This is a genomic window from Curtobacterium sp. MCBA15_013, assembly GCF_001865095.1.
In the GTDB taxonomy this organism is placed as follows: Bacteria; Actinomycetota; Actinomycetes; order Actinomycetales; family Microbacteriaceae; genus Curtobacterium.
This window is the reverse complement of record NZ_MJGQ01000045.1, coordinates 317,952-337,896: the sequence shown is the minus strand read 5'-3', so window position 1 is coordinate 337,896 and position 19,945 is coordinate 317,952. Positions and strand designations below refer to the sequence as shown.

The following is a 19,945-nucleotide window of genomic DNA, read 5'->3' as shown; positions in this document are numbered from 1 at the left end:
TTCGAGGTGACTTTCGTCGTGCGCCAACCGGACGCGAGCCAGCCCGCTGCGCAGGCGGAGGGAGGTTCCGCGGGGTTCGTGACCGTTCTGGTTCGCGATTCCCGGGTTTCACGAACCAGAACGGTCAGCGAGCCCGAAAGATGCGCGCACCGGCGGAGACGAGCGACGAACCGCCCTCCCCTGCGCTCGCGCGCTACGCGCTCAGCGCCGGGATCGCCGCCGGGTCGGACGCATCGAGGAACTCCGTCAGCCGCTCGGGCTCGCCCGGCTCCTCGATCGCCGAAGCCGCACGCCGCAACGCGAACAGCGCCCGCAGCACGCCCCGGTTCGGCTCGTGCGACCACGGCACCGGCCCGGCACCGCGCCAGCCCGCCTTCCGCAGCGCATCGAGCCCACGGTGGTACCCCACCCGCGCGTAGGCGTAGGACTCGAGGGTCGCCCCACGCTCCCACGCCTCGTCGGCGAGCAGTGCCCACGCCAGGCTCGACGCCGGGTGCGACACCACGACGCTCGCGACGGGGGCGTCGGCAGCGAGGGCGGCGGTCACCTCCGGCTCGGCGGGCAGGAGCGTCTCGGGGTTCGCGGTCGGGTTCGGCAGCAGGTTCTCCGGCATGCCCCCAGCCTGTCACGGCTCGAGGGCCTTGCGCGGCGCGAGACTCCCGGCGTACCGTGGCCTGGTCCTCGTCGTCATCGCGAGGCCACCGGTGCGGGACGACCGACCGGCGGTGCGGGTGGCGGTCACGCAGGGCTCCCCGACGGAAGTGGACGAATTGCTGTCGATCACCGGATCTGCTCAGCCCTCGCGCTGACACCGTGATCGTCGCGCCCCGTCGGGCGCTCCGCCCTCCCGTAGCGGGTCCGGTGTCGTGCGCCCAGCATCGACCACCGGGGAGGCACCCGTATGCCCATCAGTCCGTCCGTCGTCCTGAACGACCTCAGTTTCGCCTGGCCCGACGGCACCGTCGCGCTCAGCCACCTCACCACCGCCTTCGGCCGTGGCCGGACCGGCCTGGTCGGGAGGAACGGTGCCGGCAAGTCGACCCTCGTCCGGCTGGTCACGGGTCGGCTCCACCCCACGTCGGGCACCATCACGACGTCCGGCCCCGTCGACCACCTGCCGCAACGCCTGCAACCGCAGAACGACGACGCGGTCGCCGACCTCCTGCGCATCCGTCCGACCCTGACGGCCCTCCGCGCGATCCTCGGCGGTGACGCCGCTCCGGAGCACTTCGACGCCGTGGGCGACGACTGGGACCTCGAGGAACGTGCGGCCGCGGCGCTCGACGGCATCGGCCTCGGCATCGGCGCCGACCTCGAGCGTCCGGTGAGCACCCTGTCCGGAGGCCAGGCCGTCCTCGTGGCGGTCGCCGGCATCCGGCTGCGGGGGCTCCCGATCGCGTTCCTCGACGAGCCGACGAACAACCTCGACCGTCGTGCCCGGAGCATGTTGCTCGACATGGTCGACGACTGGCCGGGCACCCTCGTCGTCGTCAGCCACGATCGCGAGCTCCTGGAACACGTCGACGAGGTCGCCGAGCTCCGCGCGGGCGCCATGACCGTGTTCGGCGGGACCTTCAGCGCGTTCGAGGAGCACCTCGCGGTGCAGCAGGCCGCCGTCGAACGCGAGGTCCGGGTCGCCGAACAGCGGCACCGCACCGAGAAGCGGCAGCGCATCGAGGCCGAGACGAAGATCGCCCGTCGGGCCCGGTCCGGGGTGAAGGCCGCCGAGGGGATGCCGAAGATCTTCGCGAACGAGATGCGGAAGCGCGGCGAACAGACCGCCGGGCGGCTCCGCACCGGGTACGCCGAGGACGAGGCCGCCGCACTCGCCACCAAGCGCGAGGCGGAGGGACGGTTGCGTGCGGACGAGTCCATCCACGTGACGCTCCCCGACCCGGACGTGCCGGCATCGCGGCAGATCGCGACGATCACGCTGCGCGGGCGGGCGACGATCGTGCAGGGTCCGGAGCGCATCGCGGTCGCCGGGGACAACGGCGTCGGCAAGACGACGCTGCTCGAGCAGCTCGTCGGGGTGCCCGGCGCGCGGGCGCACCCGTTGCCCGACACGACTGCGGTCCCGCACGTCGACCGCATCGGCTACCTGCCGCAGCGGAAGGACTCACTCGACGACGCGCTGTCGGTGCTGGAGAACGTCCGGCGGGATGCCCCGCACGTCCCGCCGGCGGAGGTGCGGAACCGGCTGGCGAAGTTCCTGGTGCGCGGGGACACCGTCGACCGCCCGGCCGGCGCGCTCTCGGGCGGGGAGCGGTTCCGCGTGGCGTTGGCGAGCCTCGTGCTCGCGGATCCCCCGCCGCAGCTGCTGGTGCTCGACGAGCCGACGAACGACCTCGACCTGACGAGTGTCGACCAGCTCGTGGACGCGCTCCGGGCGTACCGGGGAGCCCTCGTCGTGGTCAGTCACGACGAGACGTTCCTCGACCGCCTCGACCTCACCACGAGGATCGAGCTCAGGTGATCCGCCACGCTGGCCGCAGCGGGTCAGCGCCGCCGCGTCGGCCGGATCGCCAGCGACTCGATCGTGCCCCGCGCCGGCAGGTCGACCACGGTCCGGACGGCATCGGCCACGTCCGAGGGCGCAAGGTAGTAGTCGGTGTCGTAGTCCTCGCCGAGCTTCTCGGTCAGCGCCCGCTGCATGTCCGAGTCCGTCCGGCCCGGGTGCACGCTCGACACCCGGACGCCGTTCGCCCGTTCCTCTTCCCGCAGGGCATCGGCGAACGCCCGCAGCGCGAACTTCGACGCCGCGTACACGGCACCGCCGGGGCCGGAGTGGAACCCGGACCCGCTGTTGATCGGCACGACGATGCCCCGCGCGGCGCGGAGGGCCGGGAGCGCGAGTCGCGTCAGCTCGGCGACCGCGAACACGTTCGTGGCGAAGACCTGCTCCCACACCTCGCGCGGGGTGTCCGCGACGGTCGTGCCCTGCTCGACCCCGGCGGAGTGCACGAGGACGTCGAGGCGCTCCGGCAGCGGCGGGAACTCGCCCGCGCCGAGGTCGCCCACGAACGGCGACGCGCTGGGCAGCTCGGCGACGAGCGCGTCCACGGCGGCGGCGGTCCGGCCGCCGACGAGCACGTGGTGCGTGCGTCCCAGGTCGAGCGCGATGGCCCGGCCGATCCCACGGGTCGCGCCCGTGACGAGTGCGGTCGGACGGACGGGAGGCGCGGTGTCGGTCATGCGCACCACCCTACGGAAGGCGCGGGGCGGGCCGGCACCGCGCCTCCTGGGCTGTGGAAAACCGGACGACGGCCGCGGGGCGGCCCGGCACCGCGCCTCCTGGCCGTCAGACCCGGGACGTGTCCGCGGCGAGCCGGCGACGACGCCGGACCGTCCACACGGCGGCCGCGGCGGCCGCCGCCAGCACGACGAGCACGACCACGCCCCACGGCGACCCCGCGAACGCCGCGAGCACCGCCCAGAACAGCGCGATCCCCACCGTCGCGTAGACGAACGCCCACGCCACGCACCCCGGGACCATCGCGATCGTGTACCGCCACCACGGCACCCGGGCGATGCCGGCAGCCGCGTTCATGATCGTCTGCAGCCCCACGGTGAGGAAGCTGACCGTGACGACGGGCAGCCCCCAGCGGTCGAGCAGCGCCGAACCCCGACGGACCGCCGCCGAGTCGAGCCAGCGGCCCCAGCGGGACCGCGCCGCGCCGGTGACCGCGAGTCGTGCCAGCCAGTAGGTCGCCTGCGCGCGGCAGAGCACCACGACGAAGAGCGCGAGGACCAGCCACCAGAACGGGAGCCCCTCGAGGAAGGACGGCACGGGCGAACCGTAGCGACCCCGACCGGGAATGTCCCGTCAGCGGCGGTCGGCGTCCTCGCGGATCTTGATGCCGTCGAGGACGTCCTGCGCGCGCTTCTCGTCCTGCTTCTCGATCTGCCGGGTGTCGCGTTCGGGGAGCTGGATGTCCTCCTCCGCACGGATGCCGGCCTGCAGCTGCCGTCCACGCTCGAGCTCGGCGTCGAACTCCGCGCCGAAGAGCAGCGCGTTGTTCGTGATCCACACCCACAGCAGGAAGACGATCACGCCACCGAGGGATCCGTACGTGGCGTTGTAGTTCGAGAAGTTCCCGACGTAGAAGCCGAACCCGACGCTGGCGATGACGAGGATCAGGATGGCCACGATCGACCCGCCGCTGACCCACCGGAACTTCGGCTGCTTGACGTTCGGCGCCCAGTAGTAGAGCACCGCGACGACGATGATCGCGATGACGAGCAGGATCGGCCACTGCACGATGCTCAGGACGGTCGCGGCGGCGTCGCCGAGCCCGATCACGTCGCCGAAGCTGCGGGCGAGCGGGCCGGACACGAGCGCGAGCAGCCCGAGGACGAGCAGGACGACGGTGAAGAGCGTGACGCCGAGCATGGTCGGGCGGAGCTTCCAGATCGGACGCCCCTCGCGGACGTTGTAGATCCGGTTCATCGCGCGGCCGAACGCGCCGACGTACCCGGAGGCCGACCAGAGCGCACCGACCACACCGACGATGAACGTGATCGGCGCCGCGGGCGAGCGCACGAGTCCCTCGATGGGGTCCCGGAGCAGGCTGACGACCTGCTCGCCACCGATGTTGTTCACGAGGTCGAGCAGCGTGTCGATCGTCTTCTTCGGGTCGGACACGAGCCCGAGGATCGAGACCACGGCCAGCAGACCGGGGAAGAGCGCGAGCACGGTGTAGTAGGTCAGGCTCGCGGCGAGGTCCGTGCACTGGTCGCTGGAGAACTCGCGGAGCGTCTTCTTCAGCGTGTAGACCAGCGTGGGCTTGGTGAGGTCCGCCGGGCTGTCGGGCTTGCGGGGGTCGTCGGGTTCGGGCTTGTGCTGCTCGCGTGCCACGGGGCTACCCCCTCGCCTTCAGTGCCTGCTTCGAGCGCTTGGCGGCCTGCTTGCGGTTCTTCGTCGCGCGGCGCTGGACCGCGGCGATCCCGGCGCGCTGCTTGACGCGTGCGCGGTGCTGCGGGTCGCGTTCGAGCGACTCCTCGGCGGCCTTCGCACGGGCATTGCGCCCCTTGCGTCCGGGCTGGCTCTGCTCGGTGGCGCCCGGGCCGTCGCCACCACGGGCGCCGAACGGCAGCAGCGCGGTGAAGGCCGACGATGCGGGCGGCTCGGCGAGGTGCCCGGCGGGGTTGTTCCGGATCGCGATGCCGACGATGATCGCCGCGACACCGGCTGCAGCGGTCACGCCCATCGCCACGAGCGGGGTGGGGTCGCGGTGCCAGCGCTGCTTGGTCTTCGCGATCGCCAGGCGGGTGCGCGCCGGGATGTCCGCACGACGACGGATCTCGGTCACGGTGTCCGTGATGCCCTCACGTGTGCGGACGTTCGCGAGTTCGAGCTCGGGGAGACTGTCCTTGGCCATTCCCCATTTCGTACACGCTCGGGCCGGGGTCGTGTCCAGCCCCGGGCGTGTCCCGCGCACGGCGGACGCGGCCGGCGGGCACCGCCGGTGCCGATGCCGGTGCCCGTGCCGTTGCCGGTGCCGGTGCCGCGAAAGCGATAGATCCGCGGGCCGGCCCGCCGTCCGTGTCGCGAAAGCGACAGGATGCCGCGGGAACGCGACGGCAGACTGTCGCTTTCGCGGGGCGGGAGCGCGACCGGACGGCGGCCTGGAGGCGCGGGTCGGGCCCGCACCGCGCCTCCAGTCCGTGCCGCCGGAGCGACAGACCCGTGGGCCGGCCCGTCGTCTGTGCCGCGGAAGCGACAGGGTGCCGCGGGACCGCGGCGGCAGGCTGTCGCTTTCGCGGGGCGGGGCGGGGCCCGCCGGGCGTCAGGACGGGACGGCGACGTCCTCGGGCAGGCCCGACGCCGCGGAGCGGCCCGCCGCCTCCATGAGCGCGAGGCTCCGCAGGTTGTCGCGACCGCTCGTCGCCGGCACGGGACCACCGGACACCGAGCGCGCGAACGCCTGCAGCCCGCCCTGTCGGTCGGTGTGCGCCATCGTCGGCAGCTCGACCGCCTCGGCCTCGTCGTCCTGCGTCCGGCGGACCGTCACGCGGTCCCCGGCCACCGCGTTCGGCTCCCCCGAGCGGCTCGTGAACCACAGTTCGCCGTCCTCGCCCTGGATGCTCCACTCGCCGGCCCAGGCCGTCCGGGGGCCGCGCGAGAGCCAGCTGCCGCGGTAGCTGACCACGAGGCCGTCGTCGAGCTCGATGATCATCGAGGCGACGGCTTCGTCCTGGTACTTGCTGTACGACGGGTACGACGACTTCGCGAACACGCGGACGGCCTCGCGACCGGTGATCATCCGGAGGAGGTCGAAGTGGTGGATCGCCATGTCGTTGATCATCGCGTGCGGGAACCGGTAGTGCGGGTGCTCCTCGAACGCGAGGTCGTTGTCCCACTGCCGGAAGTCGACGTTGATCGCCGAGAGCTCGCCGACGGTGCTCGCGGCGAGCAGGTCCTGCACGACCCGGGGTGCCGGGTACCAGCGGTAGTTCTGGCTGACCTGCAGCACGAGCCCGAGCTCCTCGGCGCGACGGACCGCGGTGACGGCCTCGTCCGTGGTGTTGGCGAAGGGCTTCTCGACGAGGACGTGCTTGCCGGCCTCGAGCGCCTCGAGGGCGAGCGGCACGTGCGTCACGGCGGGGGCGGTGATCACGACGGCATCGGCTTCGACCCCGGCGAGCGCCTCGGTGAGGGACGCGAACGCCGCCGACCCCGGCAGGCCGAGGTCCGACCGCACGGCGTCCAGTGTCGCCGGGACCGGGTCGACGATCCCGACCACCTCCACTTCGGTGACCTCCGGGATGGCGGTGCGGGCCCAGTTGCCGCCCCACCCTCCGAGACCGACGTGGATGATCCGGACCGTCATGCGTGCACTCCTTCGTGGCTGGCGCCCCACGACTCCCGCGGCGCGTGCGTCCAGTCTGTCAGGGCACGGGTCAGTGCGTGAACGCGTACGCGATGAGTGCCATCGTCACGATGAACCCGGCGAGGTAGTTGATCCAGAGGAACCGCTTCCACCCGGCGTTCGCGGACTCGGCGCCCGCGTCGGTGACGTTCCACCACGGCAGCACGTTGAGGGCGTACGGCACGACGACGATCGCGGCGATCGGACCAGGGAACGCCGAGAACAGCAGCGCGACACCGGCCACGAGGTACGCCACGAACGCCAGCCGCACGGTGGCGCGGGCACCGATGACGGTCGCCACGGAGCCGATCCCACCGGCCCGGTCGGCGAGGACGTCCTGCACGGCACCGAACGCGTGCGACGCCACGCCCCACAGGAAGAACGCCACGCACACGGCGACGAGCTGGCCGGTCCAGTGCGGGCCGGCGAGCGCCAGGCCGTAGATCGCCGGCGAGACGAAGTGGGTGCTCGACGTGAGCGAGTCGAGGAACGGCTTCTCCTTGAAGCGCAGCCCCGGTGCCGAGTAGGCGATGACGGCGAACACGCTGATCGCGAGGACGAGCCACGACCACGGCCCGTTGCCGGACACCGCGCCGAGCACGACGAGCGCGACCAGGAACGGCACGTTCGTGACGACGACGGCCCACAGCGTGGTGCGGTGCACGCTCTTGTCGAGCAGGGCACCCTCGACCCCGCCCTTGCGCGGGTTCCGCAGGTCGGACTCGTAGTCGAAGACGTCGTTGATGCCGTACATCGCCAGGTTGTAGGGCACGAGGAAGTAGACGACGCCGACGAGGAACGCGACGAGCGAGAACCCGCCGCCGCCCTCGACGCCGACCCCGCTGCCGAGCAGGTACGCGGCACCGAACGGGTACGCGGTGTTCACCCAGCTGATCGGCCGGGACGACACGAACAGGGCGCGCAGGGTCGACGGCCTGGAGGCGGTGCTCGCGTTCATCGGGTCGGTTCCTCTTCGTGGGATGGCCGGGTGGGTCGGTCGAACAGGACCCACAGGCTGGGGAGCAGCACGATCGCGGCGATCGAGTACGCGAGGTCCTCGACCGGGATCGCCCCGATCTTCGCACCACTGATGAGCGCCGGGTCGTACGCCACGATCCGCAGCGTCACGATGACGTTGTCGAACACGATGGTCATGACGAGCAGGGCGATGCCGGCGACGAGTCCGGTCACGAGGGCGATCCGTCGGCCGGTCGGTGCGCGGCGGCCCCGGGCACGAGCACGTCGTGCGGCGACGACCCCGGCGGCGACGGCGACCACCGCGACCGCGGCGAAGAACGGCAGCGCGAGCAGGGCGTACGCGCCGGAGCCGGTCACGATCCGCTCCGCTCGGCCCGCCGCAGGCCCCGCGCGACGAGGGGCTGCACGAAGCCGACCAGGTTCATGGTCGTGTAGCAGAGCAGCAGGAGGAAGAAGAGCTCCTCGAGCGGGACGTCCGGCGCGAGGAGGACCCCGGTCAGCAGGTTCTGCGGCCCGATGAAGAAGATGCCGAGGGCGACCCCGAGCACGTCCCACAGCATGAAGAATGCCACGCCGACGACCATCACGGCCGCCGCCCGCCACGGCGCCCGCCAGAAGAACAGGTGCAGCCGGGCGTCGAGGACGGTCATGCCGACGAGCGACACCAGCAGCCCGGCGAGGTAGAGCCCGGGCATCAGTCAGTGGAGCCGGGCCGCCGGAGCGGTGCCGGGAGCGGTTCGGTGCTGGTGTCCCCGTGGATGCGCTTGAGGAGCACCTCGGCGCTGATCAGGCACATCGGCAGCCCGATGCCCGGGATCGTCGAGGCACCGGCGTAGTAGAGCCCGTCGACCTTCGCCGAGGCGTTCTTCTCGCGGAAGAACGCGCTCTGCTTCAGGGTGTGCGCCGGCCCGAGCATCGAGCCGCTCCAGGCGTTGTAGTCGTCGGCGAAGTCCCGGGGACCGATCGTCCGGCGGACCCGGATCCGGTCGCGGAGGTCCGGCACGCCGGCACGCTCGGCGACGACGTCGATGGCGCGGTCGGCGATCCGCTCGACCTCGTAGTCACCGGCACCGTCGATGCCGCCCTTGCCGATCGACAGGTCGGCGGGCAGCGGCACGAGGATGAACAGGTTGCTCGATCCCCGCGGTGCGACCGAGGCGTCGGTCTCCGAGGGAGCGCAGACGTAGATCGACGCCGGGTCGGGGACGTGCCGGTCGGCGCCGAAGATCGCGCCGAAGTTCGCCTTCCAGTCCTCGGTGAACACCAGCGTGTGGTGCAGCAGCCCCGGCACGGGCCCGTCGACGCCGAGGTAGACGAGCACCGCGCTCGGCCCCGGGTCGCGCTTCGCCCAGTGCGCGGCGGGGTACGTGCGGTGCTCCGCGTCGAGCAGCTGCAGCTCGGTGTGCCGGAGGTCGGCGGCGCTCACCACGAGGTCGGCGGGCGCCGTGTGCTGCGCTCCCGCGCGGTCGCGGTGGACGACACCGGTGACGTGGCCGTCCTCGACGACGATCCGCTCGACCTTGGCGCCGGCGATGATCTTCGCGCCCTCACGGCGGGCGACGCGTTCGACGGCGGAGATGACCTCGGTGATGCCGCCCTTCGGGTAGAGCACCCCGTCGGCGAGGTCGAGGTGGCTCATGAGGTGGTACATGCTCGGCGCCGCGTACGGGCTCGTGCCGAGGAACACCGCCGGGTAGCCGAGGACCTGCCACAGGCGGCGGTCCTTGACCGCGGACTCGGCGAAGGTGGAGAGCGGCTCGATGAGCAGGCGCGCGAGCTTCGGCAGCCGTCGGAGGACGTCGGGGGCCGCGAGCTTCGTGAGGTCCTGGAAGGTCGTGTAGAGGAAGCGGCGGATCGCCATCGCGTAGGTGTCCTCGGACGAGGCCAGGTACTTCCGCATCCGTCTGCCGGCGCCCGGCTCGACGGACTCGAACAGGGCGATGTTCGCCTCCCTGTCGGCGCGGAGGTCGATCGGGTCGTCGTAGCCCTCGCTGTACACGCGGTACCCGGGGTCGAGCTTCTCGAGGTCGAGTTCGGCGTCGGCCGAGGTGCCGAGCAGCTGGAAGAAGTGGTCGAACACCTCGGGCATGAGGTACCAGGACGGACCGGTGTCGAACCGGAAGCCGTCCTGCTCCCACGACCCGGCGCGGCCGCCGAGCTGCCCGCGCTGCTCGAGCACGGTCACCCAGAAGCCGTCCCGCGCGAGCAGGGCGGCGGACGCGAGTCCGCTGATGCCGCCGCCGATGACGACGGCACGTCGGGCGGGCACCTTGCGCTTGGTCGTGGTGCCGGCGTCCTTCGGACTGGAGGCGCGGGGCGGGGTCACGCCGTGCCTCCCGTCCGGTGGTGGGTCGCGCGCGACCGCAGCGGCGCACGTCCGGCGAGCACCTGCGCGGCCAGGCGGGCCTTCACCGGGTTCGGGACGCGCACCCGGGTGGTGACCAGGCGGTCGGCGGGCGTGGCGGCGATGCGGTCGTTGAGCTCCTGGAAGAGCGCGTGCGCCAGGCCGACGGCGTTCCGCGCGTCGGCCGGCAGCAGCCGGACGGTGCGGGCGGCCCGGTCGAGGTCGGACTGGACGTCGGCGACCAGCCGGTGCTTCGTCGCCTCGTCGAAGCTGCGGATGTCGACCCCCGGGAAGTAGGAGCGGCCGAGCACCTCGAAGTCGGCGTGCAGGTCCCGCAGGAAGTTCACCTTCTGGAACGCGGCACCGAGCGCTCGGGCGCCGTCGACGAGCACGGTGCCGTCGAACGTCGGCCGGCCGGCGCGGTGGACGAACGCACGCAGGCACATCAGGCCCACCACCTCGGCCGAGCCGTACACGTAGCGGTCGAAGGACTCCTGGTCGTGCTCGGTCCGCTCGAGGTCCATCCGCATCGAGGCGAAGAACGGCCGCGTGAGCTCCGGGCCGAACCCGGTGACCCGAGCGGTACGGGCGAAGGCGTGCACCACCGGGTTGACGGAGAAGCCGAGCGCGATCGCCCGCTCGGTGTCGGCCTCGAGCTCGTCGAGGACCGTCCGGGCGAGGTCGTGGTCGAGTCCGGCCTCGGTCGCGGGCCCGTCGACGACCTCGTCGGCGACCCGGACGAGGGCGTACACGTTGCGGATGTGCTCACGCGTGTCCTTCGTGAGCAGCCGACTGGCGAGCCCGAAGGACGTCGAGTACCGGTCGATGACGACGCCCGACGCGGCCTCGGCCGTGGCGTCGTAGAGCGGGAGCCGGGTCGTGGGACGCGGCTCCGTTCGGCTGTGGCTCACCGGGCGCGCTCCACGAGTTCGGTCACGAGGGCCTCCAGGCGGTCGGCGAGGTCGTACGGCAGTCCGGCGAGCTCGGCACGGGCGAGTGCGGTGTGCTCGGCGATCCGCGATTCGGCGGCGGCCCGGGCGCCGCAGGTGACAAGGGTCGCACGGAGTTCGGCCGCGCGCTCCTCGCTGAGGTCCGGGTCGCCGAGGTACGGCGCGATGTCCGGCCAGCACTCGGTCGTCGCGGCGTGGGCGATCAGCATGGTGCGCTTGCCCTCGCGCAGGTCGCCGAGGACGGTCTTGCCGGTCGTGCCCTCGTCGCCGAAGACCCCCAGCAGGTCGTCGACGATCTGGTAGGCGATCCCGATCTCGCGGCCGAAGGCGCCGAGCGCCTCGACGATCGGTTCGGCGGCGCCGGCCAGCACCGCACCGGACTGCAGTGGCGCCTCGAACGAGTACACGCTCGTCTTCGCACGCTCCATCTGCAGGACCTCGTCCACCGTCGGCATCACCCCGAGGGCGAGGTCGACGTCGGTCATCTCGCCCGCGGCGCTGGCGAACACGGCCTCGTCGAGGAGCTCGAGCAGTCGGGCACGTCGGTCACCCGTGACGCCGGCCGACTCGATGAACCGGGGTGCGCCCGCGAGCGCCAGGTCGCCGGCGATGACCGCGGCGCTCATGCCGCGGTGCTCGGCGGTGGGCAGCGGCAGGCCGCCCGTCGTGCCCGTGTCGCGGAAGGACCCGGCGACGTTCGGCTGGCCGCGGCGCGACCAGTCACGGTCGATGACGTCGTCGTGCACGACGAGCGCGGTGTGCAGCAGCTCGTACGCGGCACCGACGTGCGCGGCCGCGTGCAAGTCGTCGCCGCCGAGGCCGGTGTAGGCGGTGAGGACCATGCGCGGGCGGAAGCGCTTGCCGCCCATGCTCGCCTTGCGGAGCACCCGCCAGAGTTCCCCGGACGGTCGTCCGTACCGCTCGGCGCGCGCCGACGACACGGCAAAGAAGCGCTCGAGGCAGTCGTCGACGAGCGCGAGGTCGATGTGCGCCACGGTGGCCGCTTCCTCGCTCATTGGCCTAACCTATCGATGCAGATGACGACTTTCCCTGAATCCGTGGTGCTCCTGGCCGATGACCGTACCCCGATCGGTACGGCGGACAAGTTCACGGTGCACACCGACCACACGCCCCTCCACCTGGCCTTCTCGTGCCACGTGCGGAACACCGACGGCGACGTCCTGGTGACCCGTCGTGCGCTGTCGAAGAAGACGTGGCCCGGGGTGTGGACGAACACGTTCTGCGGCCACCCCGGCCCCGACGAGTCGTTCGAGGACGCGATCGCCCGACGGGCCTCGCGTGAACTCGGCATCACCGTCCGCGACGTCGAGCTCGTGCTGCCGGACTTCCGGTACCGCGCCGTCGACGCCTCCGGGATCGTCGAGAACGAGGTCTGCCCGGTCTTCCGCGCGGTCACCGACGACGTCCCGGCTCCGGCCGACGACGAGGTCGCCGAGTACGCCTGGGTCTCCGAGGCCGCGCTGCGCGAGTCGGTCGCCGGAGCACCGTTCGCGTGGAGCCCGTGGCTCGGGTGGCAGCTCACCGAGCTCGCGACGGCCGGTCTGCACATCACCCGCTGACCCGCGCGCGCCCGCCCGGACCCGCGCGCGCCCGCCCGCGATTGTCAGGGCGCGTCATCGACAATGGTCGGTATGACCACGACGGAACGCGATGTCGCACCGCGGGCCGGAGCCGACGCCGTGCTCGACGCTCTCCGCGACGACCCGGTGATCGCCAGCGTGAAGGACGCCTCCGCGCTCGACGAGGTGCTGGCCTCCGACCGGGGCGTCGTCTTCGTGCTCTACGGCAGCGTCCTCGACGTCGCGGACATCGTCGCCCGGGCGAAGGACGCCGGCAAGACCGTGCTCGTGGACGTCGACCTGCTCGACGGCTTCGCTGCCCGGGACGTCGTCGTGACGTGGATCGCCGAGCACACCCGAGCGGACGGCGTGCTCTCCACCAAGTCGAACCTCGTCCGGGCCGCCAAGCGCGCCGGGCTCGTCGCCGTGCAGCGCTTCTTCCTCGTCGACTCGTTCTCGTACCACCAGCTCCCCCGCGTGGTCGAGCAGGCCGGACCCGACGCGATCGAGATCCTGCCCGGGTGCATGCCGCGCGTGATCACCTGGCTCCGGGACGACACCGCCGTGCCGGTCATCGCCGGCGGCCTGGTGTGCGACAAGGCCGACGTGATGGCCGCCCTCGGTGCCGGAGCGGTCGCGGTCGCGTCGTCGAACCGCGACGTCTGGGGCATGTGAGCGTTCGTTCACTTGGCTCCGCCGACTCGACGGAGTAGGGTCGGGCGTCGGTCACGGGTGTGGCCACGAGGCTGCGCACTGCGGCCGACGGACCAGCAGAAGGGCAGGTGAGGCGCGATGTCGGGTGACCATCCTCGATCGGGCCGGCCGCCCCTGACGGTCGTCGCCGTGCCCGTTCGCTGAGCAACCCCCTCCCCCGGATCACTCCGGGGTCACTTCGCGCCTGCCTGCTCCCGAGAGGAGCACGCACATGGCACTGATCGACAACGCGATCTACGTCGAGGGACGTCGCGTCGGGTCACCGTCCACCCTGTCGCTCGCCACCGGGGGCGACCTCGCCTGGATCGGGCTCTTCCGCCCGGACGACACCGAGCTCGAGGCCGTCGCGACCGAGTTCGACCTGCACGAGAACGCGGTGGAGGACGCCCGCAAGGGACACCAGCGCGCGAAGCTCGAGCGGTACGGCGACACGCTCTTCCTGGTGCTCCGACCCGCGTGGTTCGACACCACGGCCGAGACCGTCGAGTTCGGTGAGGTGCACCTGTTCGTCGGCGACCGGTTCGTGGTGAGCGTCCGGCACGCCGAGCGTCCCGACCTGGCGGCGCTCCGTGCCCGGGTCGAGGCCGACCCGGAGTTCCTCGCCCGGGGCTCCGAGGCCGTCACCGCCGCCGTGCTCGACGAGGTCGTCGACGGCTACGCCCCCGTGGTCGAGATCCTGCAGGACCACGTCGACGCCATCGAGGACCAGCTGTTCGCCGGGCAGGTCGACCCCGGCGTCTCGAAGCGGATCTACCAGCTCCTCAGCGAGGTCCTGGCCTTCCAGCGCGCCACGAAGCCGGTGCCCGCGATGGTGAAGGGGCTCCTCCGCGGCGCCGACAAGTACGGCGTCGACGACGAGGTCCAGCACCGCCTGCGGAACGTGCTCGACCACGCACTGCGGGTCACCGAGCGGGTGGACTCGTTCCGGGCCCTGCTCGAGAACGCCCTGACGCTGCACGCGACCCTGGTGTCGCAGGAGCAGAACGAGGCGATGCGCCGCATGACGAGCGCCAGCCTCGCGCAGGGCGAGGAGAGCCGGCAGCTCGCACGCGCCGCGCACCGGCAGGGCGAGGAGGTCAAGAAGATCTCCTCGTGGGCGGCGATCCTCTTCGCGCCGGGACTCATCGCGGGGGTCTACGGGATGAACTTCGACCACATGCCCGAGCTCCACTGGCGGTACGGCTACCCGGTCGCGATCCTCGGGATGCTCGCCCTGATGGGCGTGCTCTGGGCGATCTTCCGCAAGCGCAACTGGCTCTAGACGGACGCAGCGACGGACGATCGCAGCGACGGACGGGAGGCGCGGTGCCAGCTGGCGCCGCGCCTCCCGTCCTCCGAGCGGTCGCGTCGCACCCGTCAGCCGACGATGGCCGCCGTCCGCCGGTAGACCTCGTCGGTGTGCGCCGTCACGTCCGCGTGCACGGCACGCAGCGCGTCGTACACCGCCGCGGCCGACAGGTCCGGCGTGAACCGGTCCCGCTCGACGACCATCGCCGCGGCCGCAGCCTCGAACGACGGGTGCACCCCGGTCGCGACCGCCGCGCAGATCGCCGCCCCGCGCCCCGCAGCACTGTCGCCCACCACACGGATGGTCGGCGCCTGGAACACGTCCGACATGATCTGCATCATCAGGTCGGACGACGAGCCACCGCCGGAGACGACCACCCGGCGGTACGCCGTCCCGAGCTCGGCGGCCATGGCATCCCCGCGGTCGCGCATCGTCATCGCGATGCCCTCGAGGATCGACCGGTACACGTGCGCCCGGCCCTGCCGTCCGTCGAACCCGAGGATCGAGCCCTTCCGGAACGTCGCGTCGGCCGGCGCGAGCCAGTCCAGGACGGTCAGCAGCCCGTCCGAGCCCGCGGGGACGTCGGCGGCCTCGCGGCCCAGTCGGTCCTCGGCGCGCTCGCCCGCCGCGTCGGCCGCTGCCGCGAAGTCCGGCCCGAGCAGGTCGCGGAACCAGCTCACGGTCCACATGCCGCGACGGATGCCGCCGGACTCGTAGAGGTAGCGGCCCGGCTCCGAGCCGAAGTTCGTCCAGAAGTCCGACGCCCCGTCGATGTTCCGCTCGCCGACCGACATGCCCGCGATGTACGTGCCGAGCGACACGAGGAGCGTCGTCGGGTCGAGGAGTCCGCAGCCGAGGGCCTCCACGGCCTTGTCGTTGGCCGTCGCGACCACGGGCAGGCCGACCGGGAGGCCCGTGGCCGCCGCGGCCTCGGCCGTGACGGTGCCGAGGACCTCGCCCGGCGCGACGAGCTCGACCAGCTGGTCGCGTCGCATGCCGGTCGCGGCATACGCCGCTTCGTCCTCGCTCCACCGCCAGGTGTCGGTATCGATCGGCCAGACGCCCTGGTAGTTCGCCGCGGTGTCCCGGAAGGCGCCGGTGAGCCGGTGCGTGACGTACCCGGAGGACGTCGTGACGTACGCCACGTCGTCCTGCTCGGCGACGAAGGGAGCGCCGACGCGGGCGTCCATCCAGCTCAGGACCGGATGGGCGAGCGACCCGTCGGCGCGGAGCACCGCCCGGCAGAACCGGATCGTGCAGAGACCCACGCCGACGATCTCGGACGGGTCGCCCGGGAACGCCTCCATCGCGATCCGGCACGCCGCCGCGATCGAGTCCCAGAGGTCGTCGTCCGGGTGCTCGACCACTCCAGGTGCCGGCGTGTGGTTCGGCCGCAGCGGCACACGCCCCTCGGCGACGACCCCGCCCCGCTCGTCGAAGACCGTGACCTTCGACGACTGCGAGCCGTTGTCGATGCCGACGAGGTACCTGGTCATGCGCCGGTGCGCCCGCTCGTCGCGCGACCGAACGTGGTGTCGGGGTCGGCCGCGGCCGGCTGGATCGCGCCCGGCTCCGGGAAGATCGTGCCCTTGTTCATGATGCCCTTCGGGTCGAACTGCGCCTTGAGTCCCTGCATGATCGCGAACGCCGAGCCGTGCTCCTCCTCGACCCAGGGGGTGCGGTACTTGCCGACACCGTGGTGGTGGACCATCGAGCCACCGTGGCGCAGCGCCTCCTCGACGATGATCGCGTTGAGGGGGATGTGGTACTTCTCGATCTCCTCCTCCGGCGAGCAGTCGATGCGGTAGTCGTACACGAAGTACATGTTCGTGCCGGTCTGGTAGCTGTGCGACGAGTGGCCGCCGAGCATCGTCAGGTCACCGGCGAACGGGTACTCCTCGCGGATGCGGCGCATGACCGCGTCGTACACGTCGCCGACGGCCGACCAGTCCGCCGAGACCTCGGTCGTGTAGCCGAGCTGCCCGTCGCGCAGCATGACGGCCTTCTCGGCGTCGATCTTGTCCTGGCCCCAGTTGAGGTTGTCGAACCACGCCTCGATGAGCGCGGGGTCGACCTGCTCGTGCGGGTGCTGGGCGAGGACGCGCTGGATCTCCTCCGAGGTCGCACGGACGATGCCGGCGGGGCCCTCGGCGACGAAGACCACCACGCACTTGTCCTTCGAGAAGTGCGAGAAGTGCTGGTTGGCGTCCTCCGGCGAGTACAGCCGCACGACCGAGGGGTGGAAGCCGTTCGTGATGACCTCGCGCAGGATCGCGATGCCCGTCCGCATGTCGTCGACGAGCGCGCCGTGGAACTCGTTGTTCTCGGGCTGGTACGTGAAGAGCTTGACGGTGACCTCGGTGATGACGCAGAGGGCACCCTCGTTGCCGATGACCACGTGGCGGATGTCCGGGCCGGCCGAGCGGCGCGGGACGGCCTTGATGCGACGGACCTTCCCGCCGGGGAACACGGCCTCGAGCCCGACGACCATGTCCTCGATCGCGCCGTACAGGGTGGAGAACTGCCCGATCGAGCGGGTCGCGACGAGGCCGCCGTACTGGGCGAGCGGCTTCGACTGCGGCGAGTGGCCGGTGGTGAGGCCCTGCAGGCGGAGCTCGTCCTCGAGGCGCTGGAGCGGCACACCGGCCTGCACCGTGACCTGCATGTTCTCCGGGTCGATCTTCAGGACGGCGTCCATCCGCGAGCAGTCGAGCACGATCGTGTCGACGACGCTCGTCTCGAGGCCGCCCTCGGTACCGGTGCGACCGGTGCGCGGGACGATGTTGACGAGGTTGTCGTCCGCGAACGCCAGGATCGCGGCGACGTCCTCGGTGGACTCGGCGTTGACGATCGCGACGGGGGTCGGGGCGTCGTGGATGCCGTGCACGGACTGGTACTTCTTGAACCGGTCGACGCTGGCGTCCTTGAGGTGCTGCTCGTCCGTGTCGATCTGTTCGGGGCGGACGATGCCGGCGAGACGCTGCAGGATCTCGGCCCGGTCGAGGGTGGCGATCGAGTCGATCATGGTGGTGAGCCCTTCGTTGGTGTGTTTCGTTGCTCTGGTCTGGTGGTCTGTGCCCAGGAGGCGCGTGGCGGCGCCGTCACGCGCCTCCTGTCCGTCGTCAGCGGACGAGGTACCCGCCGTCGACGGTGAGGGTGTGGCCGTTCACGTAGTCGGATGCGCGCGAGGCGAGGAAGACCGTCGCGCCCATGAGGTCGGCGACGTCGCCCCAGCGCCCGGCCGGGATGTGGTCGAGCACGCGCTGGTTCGTCTCCGGGTCCGACCGGGTCTGCTCGGTGATCTTCGTGGCGAAGTACCCGGGCGCGATCGCGTTCACCTGCACGTTGTGCTGCGCCAGCTCGTCGCAGTACGCCTTCGTGAAGCCGACGATCCCGTGCTTGGTCGCGGCGTACGCGGGCGACCACTGTCCGCCGAGGAACGCGAACAGCGACGCGATGTTGATGATCTTGCCCGAGCCCTGCGCGACGAAGTGCTTCGCGACGGCGTGCCCGAGGGCGAACGGCGCGGTGAGGTTCACGGCGATCATCGGGTCCCACTTCGCGCGGTCGAACGCCTCGACGTCGTCGAGCAGGCAGATGCCCGCCGAGTTGACGAGCACGTCGACCCCGCCGAGCCGCTCCGTGCACGCGTCGACGATGCGCGTCGGGGCGTCGGCGGCGGTGAGGTCGACCTCGAGGAACTCGTACCGGCGTCCCTCGCCCTCGACGAGCGCCCGGGTCGTGCCGTCGTCGTCGACCACGCTCGGCACGAACACGTCGGCGCCGGCCGTGGCGAGGGCGAGCGAGAACGCCTGGCCGAGGCCCGAGTTGCCGCCGGTGACGATCGCACGCTTGCCGGCGAGCGAGAACAGGTCCATCGAGAAGTCGCGGATGTCCATGGGGTGAGGGGTCCTTTCGAGGTGGGTCAGGCGACGACGACGTCGGGCGCCGGGCGGTTCCGCAGTTCGCGTGCACGGACGCGCATGGTGAGGGTGGTGAGCAGGAAGCCGAGGACGGCGGCAGCGAGGAGGACGGCGAACATGGTCGTGTAGCCGCCGCCCTGCGAGGGCACGCCGTTCGCCGGGTCGCCGACCCACCACGCGCCGAGGGCGGGGAGGAAGGCGTCCGGCAGGTAGGCGATGCCCGAGGCGAGCCCGATCACGCCGCCGCGCTGGGCGAGCGGGACCTCGACCTCGCCGACCTGCGCCCAGTAGATGCCGCGCGAGGTGAACACCGCGAGGCAAATCACGATCATGAGCACGACGGCGATCCACACGAGGGCGGGGTCGTGCGGCAGGAGCAGGAAGCCGACGGCGCTGATCGCCGCGACCACGAACGCCCACCGGAGGAACGCCGGCGACGACTTCGTCCACCGGTCGACGAGCACGCCGCCGACCGGGCCGCCGACGATCTGGAACACGTACGTGCGGACGACGCCGATCGCCCCGAGGAGCACGACGGGCACCGCGAAGCCGTCCTGCAGCAGCGGCGTGAGGTAGCCGAGCAGCGTGTAGAAGCAGTACATCGCCATGATCGAGAAGCCGATGAGCCAGGTGTACTTGTTGCGGGCGGCGGCCCCGAGCTCCCGGAGCGACACGGCCTGCCGTCCGACCTGCCCGAGGGCGTCCCGATCGGTGCGGACCACGACCAGGACGAGCACGGCGAACACCAGGCAGAGCACGCCGTAGATGCGCATCACCCAGAGGACCCCGCCCGTCTCGGCGATCGCGGCGGCGACGATGGCGGCGCCGACGAAGCCCACGACGGTCGACGTGACGCCGCGGACGCCCTCGAGCCAGCCGAAGAGCTTGCCCTGCTCGTCGGCGGTCCCGAGCATCGAGACGAGCTTCACGAGCGACGACCAGTACAGCCCCATGCCGAGGACGGCCATGAGCACGTGGGCGACCACGATGCCGGTCTCACCGGGCACCGTCGACAGCCAGAGGTCGACGATCCCCATCCCCGCGAGCGCGATCACGATGAGCGCCTTCGGCGAGAAACGGTCGGCGAACCAGCCGCCGCAGAAGTACATGAGCACGGCGACGGCGCCGAAGACCGACGTGATCTCGCCGTAGCGCTGGATGGTGAGGTCGAGCGCGTGCGCGGTGTCCGCGAGGAACACGAACCGGATGTAGGCGACCTGGAAGATCACGCCGCCGGTCATCGACAGGACGATGAAGCTCGTCAGTCTGCGGGCCTTGGTCAAGACCACTCCTTCG

The 19,945-nt window shown here is 71.7% G+C and carries 20 protein-coding genes; 4 read left to right on the top strand and 16 right to left on the bottom strand.

From position 1 onward, the window contains the following. Positions 1 to 193: 193 nt before the first annotated feature. Complete coding sequence (locus BIV01_RS15540) at positions 194 to 613, bottom strand: DUF3151 domain-containing protein (RefSeq protein ID WP_071294394.1); 420 nt, start codon at positions 611 to 613, stop codon at positions 194 to 196. A 288-nt stretch (positions 614 to 901) separates the two neighbouring features. Between BIV01_RS15540 and BIV01_RS15535 the strand changes: the two genes are divergently transcribed. Further along, positions 902 to 2,476, top strand: coding sequence for an ABC-F family ATP-binding cassette domain-containing protein (locus BIV01_RS15535; protein WP_071303432.1), 1,575 nt, complete (start codon positions 902 to 904; stop codon positions 2,474 to 2,476). Between the two features lie 23 nt (positions 2,477 to 2,499). On the opposite strand, the gene BIV01_RS15530 is transcribed toward BIV01_RS15535, so the two are convergent. The 11 genes from BIV01_RS15530 to BIV01_RS15480 form a co-directional block, all read right to left on the bottom strand. Beyond that, a complete protein-coding gene (locus tag BIV01_RS15530) occupies positions 2,500 to 3,195 on the bottom strand; it encodes an SDR family oxidoreductase (RefSeq protein ID WP_071303431.1) in 696 nt (231 codons plus the stop codon). A 106-nt stretch (positions 3,196 to 3,301) separates the two neighbouring features. Next, positions 3,302 to 3,790 (bottom strand): DedA family protein, encoded by a 489-nt coding sequence (locus BIV01_RS15525; protein WP_083414077.1) that lies wholly within the window; start codon positions 3,788 to 3,790, stop codon positions 3,302 to 3,304. A gap of 36 nt (positions 3,791 to 3,826) precedes the next feature. Beyond that, positions 3,827 to 4,858 (bottom strand): YihY/virulence factor BrkB family protein, encoded by a 1,032-nt coding sequence (locus tag BIV01_RS15520; protein WP_070417101.1) that lies wholly within the window; start codon positions 4,856 to 4,858, stop codon positions 3,827 to 3,829. Positions 4,859 to 4,862: 4 nt separating this feature from the next. Then, the gene (locus BIV01_RS15515; protein WP_071303429.1) at positions 4,863 to 5,381 is read right to left on the bottom strand and encodes a hypothetical protein; all 519 of its coding nucleotides are present in this window, start codon (positions 5,379 to 5,381) and stop codon (positions 4,863 to 4,865) included. Between the two features lie 408 nt (positions 5,382 to 5,789). Continuing rightward, positions 5,790 to 6,833, bottom strand: a complete 1,044-nt coding sequence (locus BIV01_RS15510) for a Gfo/Idh/MocA family protein (protein ID WP_071303428.1) — start codon at positions 6,831 to 6,833, stop codon at positions 5,790 to 5,792. A gap of 70 nt (positions 6,834 to 6,903) precedes the next feature. Further along, on the bottom strand, positions 6,904 to 7,830 hold the full coding sequence (locus BIV01_RS15505; protein WP_070417104.1) for a prenyltransferase: 927 nt from the start codon (positions 7,828 to 7,830) through the stop codon (positions 6,904 to 6,906). After that, positions 7,827 to 8,207: a lycopene cyclase domain-containing protein gene (locus tag BIV01_RS15500; protein ID WP_071294389.1), complete on the bottom strand. Its 381-nt coding sequence runs from the start codon at positions 8,205 to 8,207 to the stop codon at positions 7,827 to 7,829. The genes BIV01_RS15505 and BIV01_RS15500 overlap by 4 nt, the downstream gene beginning before the upstream one ends. Next, positions 8,204 to 8,545: a lycopene cyclase domain-containing protein gene (locus BIV01_RS15495; RefSeq protein ID WP_071303427.1), complete on the bottom strand. Its 342-nt coding sequence runs from the start codon at positions 8,543 to 8,545 to the stop codon at positions 8,204 to 8,206. Before BIV01_RS15495 ends, BIV01_RS15500 begins: the two co-directional genes overlap by 4 nt. Continuing rightward, entirely contained in the window at positions 8,545 to 10,176 is a 1,632-nt protein-coding gene (gene crtI, locus BIV01_RS15490; RefSeq protein ID WP_083414076.1) for a phytoene desaturase family protein, read from the bottom strand. The genes BIV01_RS15495 and crtI overlap by 1 nt, the downstream gene beginning before the upstream one ends. Then, positions 10,173 to 11,105, bottom strand: coding sequence for a phytoene/squalene synthase family protein (locus BIV01_RS15485; protein WP_071303426.1), 933 nt, complete (start codon positions 11,103 to 11,105; stop codon positions 10,173 to 10,175). The genes crtI and BIV01_RS15485 overlap by 4 nt, the downstream gene beginning before the upstream one ends. After that, on the bottom strand, positions 11,102 to 12,160 hold the full coding sequence (locus tag BIV01_RS15480; RefSeq protein WP_071303425.1) for a polyprenyl synthetase family protein: 1,059 nt from the start codon (positions 12,158 to 12,160) through the stop codon (positions 11,102 to 11,104). The genes BIV01_RS15485 and BIV01_RS15480 overlap by 4 nt, the downstream gene beginning before the upstream one ends. 21 nt (positions 12,161 to 12,181) lie before the next feature. Here BIV01_RS15480 and idi point away from each other — a divergent pair, with 21 nt between their 5' ends. The 3 genes from idi (at position 12,182) to BIV01_RS15465 (ending at position 14,699) form a co-directional block, all read left to right on the top strand. Continuing rightward, positions 12,182 to 12,724, top strand: a complete 543-nt coding sequence (gene idi / locus BIV01_RS15475) for an isopentenyl-diphosphate Delta-isomerase (RefSeq protein ID WP_070417109.1) — start codon at positions 12,182 to 12,184, stop codon at positions 12,722 to 12,724. Between the two features lie 72 nt (positions 12,725 to 12,796). Continuing rightward, positions 12,797 to 13,399, top strand: a complete 603-nt coding sequence (locus tag BIV01_RS15470; protein ID WP_071294384.1) for a glycerol-3-phosphate responsive antiterminator — start codon at positions 12,797 to 12,799, stop codon at positions 13,397 to 13,399. A gap of 250 nt (positions 13,400 to 13,649) precedes the next feature. Continuing rightward, positions 13,650 to 14,699 (top strand): magnesium and cobalt transport protein CorA, encoded by a 1,050-nt coding sequence (locus BIV01_RS15465; RefSeq protein WP_070417110.1) that lies wholly within the window; start codon positions 13,650 to 13,652, stop codon positions 14,697 to 14,699. Between the two features lie 95 nt (positions 14,700 to 14,794). On the opposite strand, the gene BIV01_RS15460 is transcribed toward BIV01_RS15465, so the two are convergent. From BIV01_RS15460 to BIV01_RS15445, 4 genes are all read right to left on the bottom strand, one after another. Continuing rightward, the gene (locus tag BIV01_RS15460) at positions 14,795 to 16,222 is read right to left on the bottom strand and encodes an FGGY-family carbohydrate kinase (RefSeq protein ID WP_071303424.1); all 1,428 of its coding nucleotides are present in this window, start codon (positions 16,220 to 16,222) and stop codon (positions 14,795 to 14,797) included. After that, positions 16,219 to 17,751: an FAD-binding oxidoreductase gene (locus BIV01_RS15455; RefSeq protein WP_083414075.1), complete on the bottom strand. Its 1,533-nt coding sequence runs from the start codon at positions 17,749 to 17,751 to the stop codon at positions 16,219 to 16,221. The genes BIV01_RS15460 and BIV01_RS15455 overlap by 4 nt, the downstream gene beginning before the upstream one ends. A 97-nt stretch (positions 17,752 to 17,848) precedes the next feature. Continuing rightward, positions 17,849 to 18,625, bottom strand: a complete 777-nt coding sequence (locus BIV01_RS15450) for an SDR family NAD(P)-dependent oxidoreductase (protein WP_071303423.1) — start codon at positions 18,623 to 18,625, stop codon at positions 17,849 to 17,851. A 26-nt stretch (positions 18,626 to 18,651) separates the two neighbouring features. Further along, entirely contained in the window at positions 18,652 to 19,932 is a 1,281-nt protein-coding gene (locus BIV01_RS15445; RefSeq protein WP_175473752.1) for an MFS transporter, read from the bottom strand. Positions 19,933 to 19,945: the final 13 nt, after the last annotated feature.